General features: G+C 77.1%; 11 protein-coding genes, 1 pseudogene and 1 riboswitch. Of the genes and pseudogenes, 1 reads left to right on the plus strand and 11 read right to left on the minus strand.

The genetic code is table 11. The features are described from left to right. Positions 1-34: 34 nt before the first annotated feature. From cbiE to I8N68_RS03345, 11 genes and pseudogenes are all read right to left on the minus strand, one after another. On the minus strand, positions 35-1378 hold the full coding sequence (gene cbiE, locus I8N68_RS03295; protein ID WP_200207389.1) for a precorrin-6y C5,15-methyltransferase (decarboxylating) subunit CbiE: 1344 nt from the start codon (positions 1376-1378) through the stop codon (positions 35-37). A gap of 143 nt (positions 1379-1521) precedes the next feature. Then, entirely contained in the window at positions 1522-2667 is a 1146-nt protein-coding gene (locus I8N68_RS03300) for a cobalt-precorrin-5B (C(1))-methyltransferase (RefSeq protein ID WP_200207391.1), read from the minus strand. Further along, positions 2664-3620: a precorrin-4 C(11)-methyltransferase gene (gene cobM / locus I8N68_RS03305; RefSeq protein WP_307812543.1), complete on the minus strand. Its 957-nt coding sequence runs from the start codon at positions 3618-3620 to the stop codon at positions 2664-2666. Before cobM ends, I8N68_RS03300 begins: the two co-directional genes overlap by 4 nt. Then, positions 3617-4354, minus strand: a complete 738-nt coding sequence (gene cobI, locus I8N68_RS03310; protein ID WP_200208088.1) for a precorrin-2 C(20)-methyltransferase — start codon at positions 4352-4354, stop codon at positions 3617-3619. Before cobI ends, cobM begins: the two co-directional genes overlap by 4 nt. A gap of 140 nt (positions 4355-4494) precedes the next feature. Further along, positions 4495-5862, minus strand: coding sequence for a cobyrinic acid a,c-diamide synthase CobB (locus I8N68_RS03315; RefSeq protein WP_307812544.1), 1368 nt, complete (start codon positions 5860-5862; stop codon positions 4495-4497). Next, positions 5859-6470 (minus strand): cob(I)yrinic acid a,c-diamide adenosyltransferase, encoded by a 612-nt coding sequence (gene cobO / locus I8N68_RS03320; protein ID WP_200207393.1) that lies wholly within the window; start codon positions 6468-6470, stop codon positions 5859-5861. Before cobO ends, I8N68_RS03315 begins: the two co-directional genes overlap by 4 nt. A gap of 80 nt (positions 6471-6550) precedes the next feature. Further along, positions 6551-8917, minus strand: a pseudogene (locus I8N68_RS03325) (VWA domain-containing protein); the annotation flags it as partial. Continuing rightward, the gene (gene cobN / locus I8N68_RS03330) at positions 8914-12639 is read right to left on the minus strand and encodes a cobaltochelatase subunit CobN (protein WP_372433673.1); all 3726 of its coding nucleotides are present in this window, start codon (positions 12637-12639) and stop codon (positions 8914-8916) included. The gene cobN and the pseudogene I8N68_RS03325, both read right to left, overlap by 4 nt. A gap of 146 nt (positions 12640-12785) precedes the next feature. Continuing rightward, positions 12786-12944, minus strand: coding sequence for a hypothetical protein (locus I8N68_RS03335; RefSeq protein ID WP_200207399.1), 159 nt, complete (start codon positions 12942-12944; stop codon positions 12786-12788). A 26-nt stretch (positions 12945-12970) separates the two neighbouring features. Further along, positions 12971-13147: riboswitch (cobalamin riboswitch) on the minus strand. Positions 13148-13697: 550 nt separating this feature from the next. Continuing rightward, a complete protein-coding gene (locus I8N68_RS03340; RefSeq protein ID WP_200207401.1) occupies positions 13698-14033 on the minus strand; it encodes a hypothetical protein in 336 nt (111 codons plus the stop codon). A 155-nt stretch (positions 14034-14188) separates the two neighbouring features. After that, complete coding sequence (locus I8N68_RS03345) at positions 14189-15406, minus strand: MFS transporter (RefSeq protein ID WP_200207403.1); 1218 nt, start codon at positions 15404-15406, stop codon at positions 14189-14191. Positions 15407-15573: 167 nt separating this feature from the next. Between I8N68_RS03345 and I8N68_RS03350 the strand changes: the two genes are divergently transcribed. After that, a complete protein-coding gene (locus I8N68_RS03350; protein ID WP_200207405.1) occupies positions 15574-16563 on the plus strand; it encodes a LacI family DNA-binding transcriptional regulator in 990 nt (329 codons plus the stop codon). The last annotated feature ends 11 nt before the right edge of the window (positions 16564-16574 follow it).

The following is a 16574-nucleotide window of genomic DNA, read 5'->3' on the forward strand; positions in this document are numbered from 1 at the left end:
ACGCATGCTCCCGGGCGGAGTTTCCGGTGGTGGGTCACGGTCGCTGTCCGGTGAGGACGACGACGGGATTGGTGGCCGCGAGCCGGATCGACCCGCCGGGCAGGTCGGCGAGCCGCGCGGCGGAGAGCTGGCTGCCCTCGACGGCGTAGCCGGCTTCGCGGAGCAGCCGCACGGCCGGCGCGACCCGGTCCAGCGCGGCCAGGGTCACCACCACCCGCTCCGGGCGGCGGGTCGCCACGGCGGCGAGCACGTCCGCGCCGCCCCCGCCGACGAAGACCGCGTCCGGGTCGGGCAGCCCGTCGAGCGCGGCGGGTGCCCGGCCGGCGACGAGCCGGAGCTCGACACCGTGCCGGGCGGCGTTGGCGCGGATCAGGTCGACCGCCGCCGGGTCCCGTTCGACCGCGACGACGGCCGCGCCGAGCAGGGCGCACTCGATGCCGACCGAGCCGCTACCGGCCCCGATGTCCCAGAGCAGCCGGCCCAGGCGGGGCCGGAGTCGGGCGACGGCGAGGGCGCGTACCTCCGCCTTGGTGATCATCGAGTCGCGGTGCGCGTACGCGGATTCGGGCAGCGCCCACCCGCCGGCGGGCGCGGCGGCCGGCTGGTTGTCCACCCGCATCGGGCCGACCCCCGGCTCGCCGCACTCGGCGGGACCGGCGGCGGCCACCTCCGCGTCCGGGGTGCCGGGGGCGGCGGCCCGGGCCGGATCGGCGGTGGACGCGCCCGGGGCAAGGCTGAGCAGGACGTGCGGGTCGGCCCAGCGGCGTCCGGCGGCCTCCGCCGGCGTGGTCCAGGTGACCCGCTCGTCCGGGGTGCCCAGGTGCTCGGCCACCAGCAGGCGGCGGGACCAGCCGACCAGGCCGGCGCCGAGTTCGGCCGCGCCGGCGCCCGGGGCGGTGAGCACCGCGACTGCGGGCAGCGCCCGGCAGGCGTTCAGCGCCGGACGCGGGTCCCGCCCGTGCGCGGTGACCACCGCCGCCCCGTCCCACGGCAGCCCGGCGCGGGCGAACGCGGCGGCGACGCTGGACACCGCGGGCAGCACCCGCAGCGGCAGCCCGACCGCCCGCAGCCGCCGGACGATGCCGAAGAATCCGGGGTCGCCGCTGGCCAGCACGACGGCCGGGGTGCCCGCCGCGACGGCGCCGGTGAGCCGGTCCAGCGCGGCGGCGAGGGGGCCGAGGGCGACCGTGGCGCAGCCGGGCGGCACCGGCACGGCGGCAAGGTGCCGGGCCGCCCCGACCACCAGCCCCGCGCCGCCCAGCGCCCTCGCCAGGCCGGGATGGGCCGGGCGCCCCGCCGCGTCGATCCCCACCACGGTCACGACCGCTTCGCCGGACCCGGACGGCACTGCGTCGCTGGCCCCGACCATCCCGGCCATGCCCGACGTGCCGGCCGCGCCGGGACCCGGGCCCGATATACCTGTGAGGCATAAATATGCCGGAGAGGTATATCGCTCTCCGGCGGACTGGCCTCCGCCGCCGTCACCGACGGTCATCGCTGGTCCGAACTCGGATGGGGTGCTCACGCGGCCCACCGCCCCGAGGAGGCGACGGTGCGGGAGCCGGCGAAGTCCACCATGGCCACGTCGACCGTGACGGCGTGCCCGGCGAAGCGGAGCAGCACCTGCCGGACCCGGCGGCAGAGCAGGTCGCCCGCGGGGCCGAGCAGGCCGGCGGCCTCCCACAGCTCGTACGCGTGCCGCCCGGTGTTCGCCGCGGTGACCGCCGCGACGAGGTCGGCGTCGCCGCCCGCCTCGGCGGTCACGGCACCGAGCAGGGACAGGTCAACCTTCGACCGGGTGTAGTGGGTCATCAGGACACCAGCGGCCAGCTTCGCAAGCTTGCCCGCCATGCCGACGAACACCACCCCGGTCATCCCGTCCCCCACGGCGGCGGTGATCGCCGCGCCGGTGAAGTCGCCGACCTCGACGAAGCAGACCTCGGGCAGCTCCGGGAGCAGCGCCCGGGCGGCCCGTTCGGTACGGCCACCGGTGCAGAGCACCACCGTCCGCTCCCCCTGGGCCGCCATCACGTGCACCGCCTGGACCACGCTGGCCCGCCAGGAGGCGGTGGAGAACGGCCGGACGATGCCGGTGGTGCCGAGGATCGAGATGCCGCCGAGAATGCCGAGCCGCCGGTTGGTGGTCTTGCGGGCCATCACCTCGCCGCGCGGCACGCTGATCACCACCCGCACGCCCACCTCGGTCAGGTCGACCACCTCGGCAACGGCCTGCCCGATCATCCGGCGCGGGGTCTCGTTGATGGCCGGCCCGCCGACCTCCAGGCCCAGCCCTGGCTTGGTGACGGTGCCGACGCCGGGGCCGCCGTCCAGGCGCAGCCCGGGGCTGTCCCGCCAGTCCACGGTGGCGGTCAGCTCCGCGCCGTGGGTGACGTCCGGGTCGTCCCCGGCGTCCTTGACCACCACCGCCTCGGCCCGCCGCCGCGGCTCCACGTCGCAGCGGGCCACCGGGAAGGTGACCCGGCGGCCGGCCGGCAGCCCGATCTCCACGTCGCCCTGCGGCACGCCGGTGACCAGGGCGGTGACCGCCGCCTTGGCCGCGGCGGTGGCGCAGGCGCCGGTCGTCCAGCCGGTGCGCAGCGCGGTGGGGCGGACCTTCGCGGTACGCGGCAGGTCCGGCTCGCGCAGCGGCGGCTCGGCGTACGTCATCGGGGTCGCCCGTCCCCGGCGGCGTCGGTCGCGGCCGGGCCACCAGCGGCGCCGGACGCGGCGGGCGCGGCGGCGGCGGGCGCGGGCGCGGCGGGTGCGGCGGCGGCGCCGGCGGGCGCGGCAGCGGGCGCGGGCTCGGCGACCCGGTCGGCGCGGACGCGGCGCAGCTCGGCCCGGGCGGTCGGCTCGGCCCGCCGGAAGGTGTGGAAGTGCCCGGGGTGGTAGAGGTGCGAGCGGGTGCCACCGGCGGCCAGCGCCGGGCCGACCAGGAAGAGGGTGTGCTTCCAGAGCCGGTGCTCCTTGACGGTGGCGGCCAGCTCGCCGAGGGTGCAGCGGACCACCAGCTCGTCGGGCCAGGTCGCCTGGTACGCGACCACGACCGGGGTGTCGGCCGGGTAGCCCCCGGCGAGCAGCTCGGCCTGCGCCTGCCCGGAGCGGGCGGCGGACAGGAAGAGCGCCATGGTGGTGCCGTGCCGGGCGAACTCGCGGACCCGCTCCCCCGGCGGCATCGGGGTCTTCCCGCCCTCGAGGCGGGTGAGGATCACCGACTGGGCCACCTCGGGGATGGTCAGCTCCCGACCGACGATGGCGGCCACGGCGGTGAACGACGACACCCCCGGGACGATCTCCACGGCCAGGCCGAGGGCTTGGCACAGGTCGAGCTGCTCCTGCACCGCGCCCCAGAGCGCCGGGTCGCCGGAGTGGATCCGGGCCACCGTCAGCCCGTCGGCGGCGGCCCGCTGATAGAGCGGCAGCACCCCCTCGATGGGCAGCTGCGAGGAGTCGACGAGCTGGGCGTCCGGCCGGGCGTGGGCGAGCACGTCGGCGTGGACCAGGCTGGCCGCCCAGACCACCACGTCGGCCTCGGCGATGACCCGGGCGGCGCGCAGGGTGAGCAGGTCGGCGGCGCCGGGGCCGGCCCCGACGAACCACACCTTTCCGGTGGCGGTCACAGTTTTCCTCCCCGCCGGTCCCGGTAAGCCGGGATCAGCAGCGTCGACAGGTACGGCAGGTCGTCGGCGTCGGCGTCGACCGGCCCGATCCGCTCGCCGGGCAGGCCCAGCGCCCGGCCGAGCACGGCGGCGTCGAGCCGGCCCTGCCGGCGCAGCTCGGCGACGAGTTCGGGGTGCCGCCGCCAGCCCTTGTAGGCCACGACGGTGCCCGGGCCGGCGAGAGCGTCGGCGAAGAGCGCCAGCCCGGCGGTCGCCGGCAGCAGGGTCAGCGGCTCCCGGCCCTCGCAGAGCGGGACGCCGCTGCGCGCGGCCAGCTCCTGCATGGCCGTCACGCCGGGGACGGTCCGTACCTCGACGGCCGGCCGCAGGGCGCGCACGCCATGGGCCAGGTAGCCGAAGGTGGAGTAGACGTTCGGGTCGCCGATGGTGGCGAAGGCGACCGACCGGGCGCCCCCGTCGAAGGCGGCCACGACCGCGCGGGCGGCGGCGTCCCAGGCCCGCTCCCGGCGGGCGGTGATCCCGCCCCGGTCGTCGAGGGCGAACGGCAGCCGGCGCAGCCGGTCCGCGCTCACGTGCGCGGCCACCGTGGCCTCGGCCCGGCCCGGGGCCGCGTCGCCCTCGGCGGCCGGTCGGTCCATCACCGGTACGAAGACCGCGTCGGCCTCGCGCAGCACCCGGACGGCCTTGAGAGTGAGCAGTTCCGGATCACCGGGACCCACGCCGACCCCGGTCAGCGTGACGCCCCCGGTCGGCCCGCTCCCGGCGCCGGCGCGGACCCCGTGCGGGCCGGCGGGGCGGTCCGCCCGCCTGGAGCCATCGGTCACCGGGCCGGCGGCAGCGTCGCGGCCCGCGGACCGGTCCGCGTTCGGCGCGGTCACCGGCTCGCCGCCTCGACCAGCCGGCGGGCGGCGTGCGGGTGGCCCGCCCAGTGGGTGTGCAGGTAGGAGGCGTGCACCCGGCCGGCGACGAAGCCGTGTGCGGCGTCGTCCCAGCGCCAGGCCGGACGATCGCCGTGGCCCGGGTCGGTCGTGGTGCGGTGGAACTCGTGACCGCGTACCGGGTCACCGGCGCGGTGCACCGGGGAGTCGGTGGCGGCGACGGCGTCGCGGTAGCCGAGGGTGAGCCGGCCGGTCATCCGGGCGGTGTGCGGCAGGCGCCCGCACATCGGCACTCCGTCGAGCGCCCGGCCGAGGTAAAGCAGGCCGGCGCACTCGGCGACGATCGGGCCGTCGAAGCCGGCCAGCTCGGCGCGGAGCCCGGTGTTGCCGGCGAGGGCCTCGGCGTGCACCTCGGGGAAGCCACCGCCGATCACCACGGCGCGGGTGCCGGTGGGCAGCGCCGGGTCGCGCAGCGGGTCGACGGTCACCACGTCCGCCCCGGCCGCGGCGAGCAGTTCGGCGGTCTCCGCGTACGAGAAGGTGAAGGCCGGACCGCCGGCGACCGCGACGACCGGGCGGGCCGTGCCAGCGGGGCCGCCGACGGCGCCGGCCGGATCCCAGGCCGGGACGGTCAGCGGCGGGGCGGTCCCGGCCAGGTCGAGCACCGCGTCGAGGTCCACGGTGGACTCGACCAGGTCGGCCAGCGCGGCGACCACGGCGAGCGATTCGGGGGCCCGCTCGGCGACCGGCACCAGCCCCAGGTGGCGCGACGGGGCGGTCACCTCGGCGGCCCGGGTGACCGCCCCGAGCACCGGTACGCCCACCTCGGCCAGCGCGTCGCGAAGCAGGGTCTCGTGCCGGGGCGAGCCGACCCGGTTGAGGATCACCCCGCCGATGCGCACAGCCGGGTCGAAGGCCCGCATGCCGAGCGCGAGGGCGGCGGCGCTGCGGCCCTGGGCGGTGGTGTCGAGGACCAGCAGCACGGGTGCGTCGATGAGCCGGGCGACGTGCGCTGTGGAGGCGTACCCGCGGTGGCCGACCGCGCCGTCGTGCAGCCCCATCACCCCTTCGACCACCGCGATGTCGGCGGGCGTGGGCCGGCTGGCGCCGTGCCGCAGCAGCGGCGCGATCCGCTCCGGTCCGACCAGCCAGGGGTCGAGGTTGCGGCCGGGGCGGCCGGCGGCCAGCGCGTGGTAGCCCGGGTCGATGTAGTCGGGTCCGACCTTGTGCGGGCTGACGGTGCGGCCGCGGCGGCGCAGCGCGGCGAGCAGCCCGGTGGCGACGGTGGTCTTGCCGTGCCCGCTGGCCGGGGCGGCCAGCACCAGCCGGGGCAGCGCCCAGGCGCCGGCCGGGTCGGGGCTCACCACTCGATCCCCTTCTGGCCCTTCTGGCCGGCGTCCATCGGGTGCTTGACCTTGGTCAGCTCGGCGACCAGGTCGGCGACCGCCACCAGGCGCGGGTCGGCGTCCCGGCCGGTGATGACGACGTGCTGGAAGCCCGGCCGGTGGGTCAGGGTGTCGACCACCTCGTCGACGTCCACCCAACCCCACTTCATCGGGTAGGTGAACTCGTCGAGCACGTACAGGCCGTAGCGCTGGGCGGCCAGGTCGCGCTGGATCTGCCGCCAGCCCTCCCGGGCGTCGGCGGCGTGGTCGGCCTCGCCGCCGCGCTGGATCCAGGACCACCCCTCGCCCATCTTGTGCCAGGTGACGGGCGCGCCCTGGCCGGTGCGCGTGTGCACCTCGTCGAGCGCGCGGAAGGCGTTCTCCTCCCCCACCCGCCACTTGGCGCTCTTGACGAACTGGAACACCCCGATCGGCAGCCCGGCGGTCCAGGCCCGCAGCGCCAACCCGAACGCGGCGGTCGACTTCCCCTTCATCTGTCCGGTATGGACCATCGTCAGCGGCCGGTTCCGCCGCTGCCGGGTGCTCAACCCGTCAGCGGGCACGTGCAACGGCTTCCCCTGCGGCATCAGGCAACGCTCCTGTCGGTGGTGGTGGCAGCGATCTTGGAAGGATGAGGCCCCTCCGGGGGCCTGTTCCCGCCAAGATCTCCGGCGGCCCGGCTGCGGGCGGGGTGGTTTCCGGCGAGGTGGGTGAGCGAGTCGGTGGCGACCTCGGACAGGGGGTGGTGAGCGGCGCCGAGTTGGGCGGCGAGGCGGCGGGCCAGGCCGAGCCGGACGGGGCCGCTCTCGCAGTCGACGACGACGCAGGGGGTGCCGGTGGCGGCGAGCACGGCGGCCGCCCGGGCGGCCCGGGCGAGGGGACGCTCCCCGGCGGTGGCCCGCCCATCGGTGACGACGAGGACCAGGGGGCGGCGCTTCGGGTCGCGCAGCCGCTCCACCCGCAGCAGCTCCGCTGCGGTGAGCAGGCCCTCGGCGAGCGGGGTGCGCCCGCCGGTGGGCAGCTCGGCCAGGCGCGTCGAGGCGGCCAGCACCGAGGAGGTGGCCGGCAGCAGGGTCTGCGCGCCGGTACCCCGGAAGGCGATCACCGCGACCTTGTCCCGGCGCTGGTAGGCGTCGGTGAGCAGGGCAAGCACCGCATCCTTGACGGCGGTCATCCGCTGCCGGGCGCCCATCGACCCGCTGGCGTCGACCACGAAGAGGACAAGGTTCCCCTCCCGCCCCTCCCGGACGGCCTCGCGCAGGTCGTCCGGGCGCAGCCGCAGTGGCCCGGCCGCCCGACCCCGGGCGGCCTGATGCGGGGCGGCGGCGCGCAGGGTCGCCGGCAGGTGCAACGGGCCGGGCCGCCCGGCGGGCAGCCGCGCGCCGGTGGTCCGGCCCCGGCCGGTCCGGGCCCGGGACCGCCGGCCCGGCACGCCGTCGCCGATCCCGGGCGCGATGAGCAGCCGGGCCCTCAGGCCCCCTCGGGGTACGGCCACCACCGGTGACCCGGCGGCCCGCCGCTCCCCGGTCGGGCCGCCGTCGGCGTCGCCCCGCCGGCCGGGCGCGCCCGACCGGCCGTCGGGTCCACCGTCGAGGCCGGCGAAGGACCGGTCGGGGAGGCGGTCCGGCCAGCCGTCGTCACCGCGCGCCACCCGGTCGTCGTGGCCGGGTCCCCGGTCGTCGTTCCCGGCTCCCCACCCCGGGTGGCTCCGGGCGCCGTCGGCGCGGGCTGGATCGGACCGGTCGTCGTCGTCCGCCGGGCGGGTCGCCCCGGGGCCGGCGGCGCCGTGCCGCCCGGCGCCGCCGGCCCGGTCGGCACCGTCGGCACGCTCGGTCGGTCCACCGTCGCCGTGCTCGGTCGGTCCGCCGCCGGGTCCGCCGCCATCCGGTCCGGAGCCGTCGGGTCCGGAGCCGTCGGGCCCGCCGGTCGGGTCGCCGTCGGGTGGGTCGTCGTCGGGGTGCTCGTCCCGCGCCCGTTGCAGCGCCTCGTCGAGGCGTTTCTCGTCCAGGCCGGGGCTGTCGAACGGGTCGCGGCGGCGCCGGTGCGGCAGGGCGAGCCGGGCGGCGACCCGGACATCCTCGCCGGTCACCCGGTCCCGGCCCTGCCAGGCGGCGTGCGCGACGGCGGTGCGGGCGGTGACGATGTCGGCGCGCATGCCGTCGACGTCGAACGCGGCGCAGACCTCGGCGATCTGCCGCAGCGCCGGGTCGGGCAGCCGGACCCGGTCCAACCGGTCCCGGGCGGCGGCGACCCGGCGGGCCACGTCCGCGTCGGCCGCCGCCCATCGCCCGGCGAAACCGGCCGGGTCGGCGTCGGCCGCGAGCCGGCGGCGGACCACCTCGACCCGGACGGCGGGGTCGCGGCTGGCCGCCACCTCGACGGTGAGCCCGAACCGGTCGAGCAGCTGCGGGCGCAGCTCGCCCTCCTCCGGGTTCATGGTGCCGACCAGCAGGAACCGGGCGGCGTGGCTGACCGAGACGCCCTCCCGCTCGACGTGGCAGCGGCCCATCGCGGCGGCGTCCAGCAGCAGGTCGACCAGGTGGTCGTGGAGCAGGTTGACCTCGTCGACGTAGAGCACGCCGCGGTGGGCGGCGGCGAGCAGGCCCGGTTCGAAGGCGCGTACCCCTTCGGCGAGCGCCTTCTCCAGGTCGAGCGAGCCGACCACCCGGTCCTCGGCGGCGCCGACCGGCAGCTCGACCAGGCGAGCCGGGCGGCGCTCGGCCACCGACCCGGCCGGGTGCGGGCCGTCCGGGCAGGCCGGGTCGGGCGCGGCCGGGTCGCAGCCGAACCGGCAGCCCGCCACCCGGTCGACGGCGGGCAGCAGCGCGGCGAGCGCCCGGACGGCGGTGGACTTGGCGGTGCCCTTCTCGCCGCGGACGAGCACCCCGCCGATGGCCGGGCTGACCGCGTTGAGCAGCAGGGCGAGGCGCATCTCGTCCATGCCGAGCACCGCGCTGAACGGGTAACTGGTCACTGCGCCGCCTTCGTTCGCGACTGCGGGGCTCGCAATCCGGGGCTCACTCCTCGCGCTCACTGCCGGTCCTCCAGGTCGCCCTCGCTGGCCAGGTACGTCTCGCGGAGCCGGTCGAGGACGGCCGGGTCGGGTTCGGCCCACAGTCCCCGCTCGGCGGCCTCCAGCAGGCGTTCGGTGATCCCGCGCAGCGCCCACGGGTTGGACCGCTCCAGGAAGTCGCGGGTCTCCGGGTCGAACAGGTACGCCTCGGCGAGCCGGGCGTACATCCAGTCGTCGACCACGCCGGCGGTGGCGTCGTAGCCGAACAGGTAGTCCACGGTGGCGGCCAGCTCGAAGGCGCCCTTGTAGCCGTGCCGGCGCATCGCGGCGATCCACTTCGGGTTGACCACCCGGGCCCGGAACACCCGCCGGGTCTCCTCGCCCAGCGTCCGGGTCCGCACGTCGTGCGGCAGCGCCGAGTCGCCCACGTACGCGGCCGGAGTGGCGCCGGTGAGGTGGCGGACCATCGCCACCATCCCGCCGTGGTACTGGAAGTAGTCGTCGGAGTCGACGATGTCGTGCTCCCGGGTGTCCTGGTTCTTCACGGCGACGGCGATCCGGGCGAAGGAGCGTTCCATGTCGACGCGGGCCTCCCGCCCGTCCAGCCCGCGGCCGTAGGCGTACCCGCCCCAGACGGCGTACACCTCGGCGAGGTCGGCGTCGGTGCGCCAGTTCCGGGCGTCGATCAGCGGCAGCAGTCCCGCCCCGTACGCCCCGGGCTTGGAGCCGAAGATCCGGGCGGTGGCCCGCCGCGCGTCGCCGTGCTCGGCCACGTCCGCGGCCACGTGGGCCTTGACGTAGTTGTCGGAGGCCGGCTCGTCGAGGGCGGCGACCCGGCGGACCGCGTCGTCGATGAGCGCGACGACGTGCGGGAAGGCGTCCCGGAAGAAGCCGGAGATGCGCACGGTCACGTCGACCCGGGGGCGGCCCAGCTCCGAAAGCGGCACCACCTCGACGCCGGTGACCCGGCGGGACCGGTCGTCCCAGGTGGGTCGGCAGCCGAGCAGGGCCAGGACCTCCGCGATGTCGTCGCCCTGGGTACGCATGGCGCTGGTGCCCCAGACGGTCAACCCGACGGAGCGGGGGTACGCCCCGGTGTCGGCGACGTGCCGGGCCAGCAGCGAGTCGGCCAGGGCCACCCCGACGTCCCAGGCGTTGCGGCTGGGGATGGCCTTCGGGTCGACGGAGTAGAAGTTCCGGCCGGTGGGCAGCACGTTGACCAGGCCACGGGTGGGCGACCCGGAGGGACCTGGCGGGACGAAACGGCCGTCGAGCGCGCCGAGCAACCGGTCGAGCTCGTCGGTGGTCCGGTCCAGCCGGGGCACCACCTCCCGGGCGGCGAAGCGCAGCACCTCGGCAACGTCGGGAACCGCGCGGCCGGTGACCTCGCCGACGACGGTGTCCGCCGTGGCCTCGTCCCAGCCGAGGGTCTCCATGCCGACGACGAGGCGGCGGGCCACGGCCTCGATCAGGTCGACGGCGTCCGCGGCGGTGGCGGCCGGCCCGTCGACCGCCTCGGTCAGCGCCGCCGGCACGGCCAGCCGTTCTCCCGGCGCGGCGAGCAGCGCCTGCTCGTCCAGGCCGACGCCGGCCGCGAGGGCCTGGCGCAGGCCGGGCAGGACGCGGACGCCGCCCCAGACCTGCGGGGCGCGCAGCACGGCGAGGACCAGGTTGACCCGGGCCTCGCCGGTGGGCGCCTGGGCCAGGACGTGCAGCCCGTCGCGGATCTGCACGTCCTTGACCTCGCAGAGGTACCCGTCGAGGTGCAGCACAAAGTCGTCGAATTCGGCGGCGTCGGGCATCTGCTCGGTGTGCAGGTCGTGGTGCAGTTCGGCGGCGCGCACCAGGTCCCAGATCTGCGCCTGGACGGTCGGGGTCTTGGCCGGGTCCAGCGCCTGCACGGTGGCGTACTCGTCGAGGAGCTGCTCGAGCTTCGCCAGCTCGCCGTACGTCTCGGCGCGGGCCATCGGCGGCACCAGGTGGTCGACCACGACGGCGTGCGCCCGGCGCTTGGCCTGGGTGCCCTCGCCGGGGTCGTTGACGATGAACGGGTACACCAGCGGCAGGTCGCCGAGGACGGCGTCGGGCGCGCAGTCCGCGGCCAGCCCGAGCCCCTTGCCGGGCAACCATTCCAGGGTGCCGTGCTTGCCGAGGTGCACCACCGCGTCGGCGCCGAAGCCGCCCTCGGCGGCGGGCGCGGCGAGCCAGCGGTACGCGGCCAGGTAGTGGTGGCTGGGCGGCAGGTCCGGGTCGTGGTAGATGGCGATCGGGTTCTCCCCGAAGCCGCGCGGCGGCTGGATGAGCAGCACCACGTTGCCGAAGCGCAGCCCGGCGAGGACGAGGTCGCCGCCGTCGGTGTAGAGCTGGCCGGGCGGATCACCCCAGTGGGCGGCCATCCGCGCCCGCAGCTCGGCCGGCACCGTGTGGAACCAGCGCCGGTACGTCTCGCCCGGCACCCGGGCCTCGGCGGCGGCGAGCTGCTCCGGGGTGAGCCACTCGACGTCGTGCCCGCCGGCCGCGATGAGGGCGTGGATCAGCGCGTCCCCGTCGGTGGGTACGGGCGCGTCGCCGAGGTGGTAGCCGGCGTCGGCGAGGGCGGCGAGCAGCCGTACCGCCGAGGCGGGGGTGTCCAGGCCGACGGCGTTGCCGACCCGGGAGTGCTTCGTCGGGTACGAGCTGAGCACCACAGCCACCCGCTTGTCGGCGTTCGGGACGTGCCGCAGCCGGGCCTGGCGGACCGCGATGCCGGCGACCCGGGCCGCCCGCTCCGGGTCGGGTTCGTAGACCGAGAGCCCGTCGGCGTCGATCCGCTTGAACGAGAACGGCACGGTGATGATCCGCCCGTCGAACTCGGGGATGGCCACCTGCATCGCGGCGTCCAGCGGGGACAGGCCGGCGTCGCCGGCCGCCCACTGGTCGCGGGTGCTGGTCAGGCAGAGCGCCTGGATGACCGGTACGTCGAGGGCGGCGAGCGCGCCGACGTCCCAGGCGTCCTCATCGCCTCCGCCGGAGGCGTTCGCGGCGACGGTCCCGCCGGCGGCGAGCATCGTCACGACGAGCGCGTCGCAGCGGGCGAAGAGGTCGAGCGGCCCGGCGCCGGGGGTGAGGCCGCGCAGCGAGCCGCAGAAGATCGGCAGTGGTCGCCCGCCGGCGGCGGTGACCGCGTCGGCCAGGGTCTCGACGAAGCCGGTGTTCCCGGCCAGGGCATGCGCCCGGTAGAAGACGATCCCGACGGTCGGCGCATCGGTATCGGCATCGGCGTCGGCGTCGGCGTCGGCGTCGGCGTCGGCGTCGGCGTCGGCGTCGGCGTCGGCGTCGGCGTCGGCGTCGGCGAGGATGCCGTGCGGCGGGGTGGGCGCGGGCGGAGCGAAGCCCTCGCCGGTGCACAGCACCGTGTCGGAGAGAAAGCGGGCCAGCTCGGCGAGGTTCGCGGGACCGCCCTCGACCAGGTAGGCCAGCGCCCCGGTGGCCAACCCGGCGGCCACGGTGGACGCCGCCATGAGTTCCGCGTCGGGCAGCGCCTCGCCGCCGAGCACCACCGTCGGTACCCCGGAGGCGAGCACCGCGGCGAGCCCGTCCGGCCACGCCTGCCGGCCGCCGAGCAGGCGTACGACGGCCAGGTCGACGCCGTGGAGCAGCGCGGGCACGGCATCGGGGGCGACCCGGGCGGGGTTGGCCAGCCGGTAGTCCGCGCCGCTGGCGCGGGCGGCGAGCAGGTCGGTGTCGGCGGTGGAGAGCAGCAGGATGCGCACGGACAGCTCCGGAGAGTGACGCCCGAGGTCGGCTCGACCGTCGGCGGGCGGGGGTGGGTGCGGCGGTGCGCCGCCCGGCTACCGGCGGCGCGCGGAGACGCGGGCGCGGCCGGCGAAAGGCCGGGGCGGGGCGGTTGTCAGCAGTCGGCGGTGCGCCGGACGGGCCGGGTCAGGCGGTTGGCGACGCGGCGGAGCGGGCGGCCGGGGGCACGCCCGGCGGGGTACGCGGTCGTCGGCGCGTCGGTGCGCGCCGGCCGGATACGACGATCAGCGTCGACGGCGAAAGTGCCGTGCATCGGGTCCTCCTCGGGTGTCCACGCCCTGGGGTCAACTCCCGACGGCCGAAGTATCCTGGCTCCCGGATCGACGCTCTCCCCCGGCCTTCCAACCGCAGACACACGGCCGTGACTCACGAGGGGGGATCGCTCCCCGGTGACAGTGGCGGGACCGCGTCGGAATCGCACCGACTTCCTTCACTGCCGTCAGGCCGCGAATGCTGCCACACCCGCCCGCCGCCGGTCAACGGCGGGCACCGGAGCGCCGCGCCGGCCGGGGGCATGGGTGTGGGTCGATTGCTCCGCCCGCCCCCGCACACCATTCGCAATGACCGCGGCCGATCGCCGGCTACGGATGTTCCCGCTCGCCGGAACGCTTTTCCGCCGCGATTCCCGCGCCCGCGGCGCGGTCCGTCCTTCCCCGTTCGCCCTGACCGGAGGGCCGTGCCGGCGCGGACCGGCCCGCATCAGGGTCCGCATCGGGCCTCCGCCGACCGACTCGTGAGAAATTGCCGCCATCGGCGCTGGCGCACCCCGACATCTCGCCGGCCGGGTCCGACTGGTTCCCGGCCATCCCGACCCGGGCAACACGCGGCCGGGCGTGGCGGTGATCCCCGACGACCGAGGAAGTGTGATCGTCGACGCGGGGCAGAGCCCGGCGCACGCCCGCGAGATCCAGGCCGCGATGCGGGCGGCCGACCTTTCCCCGTGGCTCGCTGGCCGAGGCGCGGGCGGCGCTGGCCGGCTGACCGGGGTACGCCGCCCGGGGCCGGCTCAGCGGGCCCGGCGTTCCGGGTGGGCCCGGTTCCAGGCCCGCATCCGGGCGGGATAGCCAGTCCTGGCGGCTTCGTACAGGGGGACGGCGTGCCGGTTGGCGAGCTTCGCGGCGGCGCGCGGCGAGCCGGTCCGCCGCCGGATCCACTCGCCGTCGTGGGCGATGGCGACCACGGTGGTGTCGGTGGCGGTGGTCTCCGGCTCCAGGTAGAACTCCACGCCCCGGCGGCTGGTCACGAACGCCTCCAGCGCGGCGAGATCCTCGCCGGTCGCCTCGCGGTCGAGCTTGGTCGGGGTCGGGTCGGCGGCCCGGGGCCGTCGGCTGAACCAGCCCATCTCCGGCTCCTCTCCTCGGCGTCCACCCAGTGCAGCACCGTTTCCTGGCAACCGACTGGACGCGGGGTGGGAAGGCGCTGACCGTGCCCGGACCGGCAGGTGGCGGTATCAACCGTGCGCGGACACCACCACCTCGCCGCTCCGACGGGGCGGGCTCAGCGGGCCGGCGGGCGCAGCACCGGGACGAGGGCGAGGGTCGGCAGCAGCAGGATCGGCACGACCAGCAGCGCCCGCAGCGTGCCGACGTGATCGCCGAGCAGGCCGAGCAACGGCGGCCCGGCCAGGAACGCGGTGTACCCGATCACCGCGACCACGCTGACCCGGGCCGGCGCCCGGTCCTCGTCGTCGGCGGCGGCGCTCATCCCGACCGGGAAGCCGAGCGACGCGCCGAGGCCCCAGAGCGCCACGCCGGTGACCGCCAGCGGACCGGAGCCGGCCAGCACCGCCAGCGCGGCCCCGGCGGCGGCGAGGCCGATGGTGCCGAACAGCACCGGCACCCGCCCCCAGCGGTCGATGGCCACCGTCCCGGCGGTCCGGCCGAGGGTCATGCCGATCACGAAGACGCCGAAGACGCCGGCGCCGACCGCCTCGCTGACCCCGTACCCGTCGACGAAGGCGACCGCCAGCCAGTCGTTGGCGCTGCCCTCGGTGAACGCCATCACCAGCACCAGCAGGCCGATGAGCAGGGTGCGCGGCTCCCGCCAGGCGGCCAGCAGCGTTCGCCGCCGGTCGGCCGGCCGCGCCGGGCCGTCGGCCTCCACGGGGGCCGGCAGGAACGACCGGGCGCCGAGCAGCGTGCCGACCAGCACCACCGCGGCCAGCGCGGTCAGGTGCACCCCGACCGGTAGTCCCACCCGCGCCGCCCCCGCACCGATGCCCGCCCCGGCCACCGAGCCGAGGCTCCACGCGGCGTGGAAGCGGGGCAGAATGGTCCGGCCCAGCCGCTTCTCGACGGCCGCACCCTCGATGTTCATCGCCACGTCGCAGGCGCCGGAGCCGTAGCCGAAGGCGAACAGCCCGACGGCGACGCCGGGCAGCGAGCCGGCCAGCCCGGCGGAGAGCCCGATCACCGTCATGCCGACCGCGACCAGCAGGGTGGACGTGGCGACCGTCCGGGCCGGCCCGAGCCGCTGGGTGACCAGGCCGGCGGTCGGCATCGCCAGGAGCGCGCCGGCCGACATGGCGAGCAGCAGCAGGCCGAGCCGGCCGGCGCTCAGCTCGAGGGCCTCCTTGACGGCGGGGACCCGGGAGAACCAGGTGGCCACCGCCAGCCCGTTGAGGGCGAACACGACCGCCACCCCGGTACGGGCGGCCAGGACCGGCCGCGGTACCGCCCGCGGGCCGGCGGTCGGCGTGTCGGTGGTGCTGCTCACAGCGCTGTCGTCCTCTCCCCGGTGATCTGCCTCGACGACGATCGCACACCTGAGAGCGCTACCACCACAAGCCGGATCCGCCCCTTACCGGGGACCGCCCCGACCCGGCATGATGCGGGTGTGGGCCGGACGCGGGGGGCGCGGGGCGTGGACGGGTGGAGGACGAGATGAGCACGCCGACGGCACGCCCGGCCACCCTCGACGACGTCGCCCGGGCCGCCGGGGTGTCCCGGTCGACCGCCTCGCGGGTGATCGCCGGCACCGGGTTCGCCTCACCGGCCGCCCGGGACCGGGTGGGCGCCGCCGCCGACCGGCTCGGGTACGTGCCAAACCCGGCGGCCCGCGCCCTGGTGCGCGGTGCCGGGGTCCGACTGGTGATCGCCGTCTCCGGCGAGGACGCCGGCGTCCTCGACGACCCGTACGTCGACCGGGTGGTCGGGGCCGCCGCCCGGATCTGCGCGCCGCACGGCGTCGGGGTGGCTCTGGAGTGGCTGCCGCTGCGCGGCCCGAACGCCCTGCGGCGGCTCGGCGAGGACCGGGGCGTCTGCGGGGTGGTGCTGGTCAACACCACCCACCCGGTGCTCGACGCGGTGCCGGCGCGCCTGCGCGGTCGGGTCGCCTCGATCGGCATCGGCTCGCCGACCGTGCCCTCCTTCGACGTGGACAACGGCGGGGGTGCCGACGCGGTGCTGCGCCACCTGTACGACTCCGGCCGCCGCCGGATCGCCATGGTCACCGGCCCCCGCTGGCTCACCTGCGCCGGGCGGTCGGTGGCCGCGTACCGGGCGCTGATGCGGTCCGCCGGCCTGCCGGTGCGACTGGTCACCGGCGACTTCAGCGCCGCGCGGGGCGGCCGGGCGGCGCTGGAGACCCTCACCCGGTGGCCGGACACGGACGCCATCTTCGCGGCCAGCGACGCCACCGCGCTGGGCGCGATCTCCGCGCTGCGCGGGCGCGGCATCCGGGTGCCCGGCGACGTCGCGGTGGCCGGCTTCGACGACATCCCGTACGCGGCTGTCAGCACCCCCGCCCTCACCACCGCCACGCATCCGGTGCGCCGGATCGCGGCGGCCGCGGCCACCGCGGTGCTCGACGGCCGCCGGGTACCGCCGGTCACCGCGTTCCCGTCGACGCTGGTCGCCCGCGAGAGTGCCTGACCGGCGCGGCC

Source organism: Micromonospora coerulea (assembly GCF_016598485.1).
GTDB lineage: Bacteria > Actinomycetota > Actinomycetes > Mycobacteriales > Micromonosporaceae > Micromonospora > Micromonospora coerulea.

What these genes read in the sequence shown, in the direction of transcription:
- cbiE (WP_200207389.1), bottom strand. Translation starts at nt 1,378, where the DNA reads ATGGCCGGGATGGTCGGGGCCAGCGACGCAGTGCCGTCCGGGTCCGGC.
- I8N68_RS03300 (WP_200207391.1), bottom strand. Translation starts at nt 2,667, where the DNA reads ATGACGTACGCCGAGCCGCCGCTGCGCGAGCCGGACCTGCCGCGTACC.
- cobO (WP_200207393.1), bottom strand. Translation starts at nt 6,470, where the DNA reads ATGCCGCAGGGGAAGCCGTTGCACGTGCCCGCTGACGGGTTGAGCACC.
- I8N68_RS03335 (WP_200207399.1), bottom strand. Translation starts at nt 12,944, where the DNA reads ATGCACGGCACTTTCGCCGTCGACGCTGATCGTCGTATCCGGCCGGCG.
- I8N68_RS03340 (WP_200207401.1), bottom strand. Translation starts at nt 14,033, where the DNA reads ATGGGCTGGTTCAGCCGACGGCCCCGGGCCGCCGACCCGACCCCGACC.
- I8N68_RS03350 (WP_200207405.1), top strand. Translation starts at nt 15,574, where the DNA reads ATGAGCACGCCGACGGCACGCCCGGCCACCCTCGACGACGTCGCCCGG.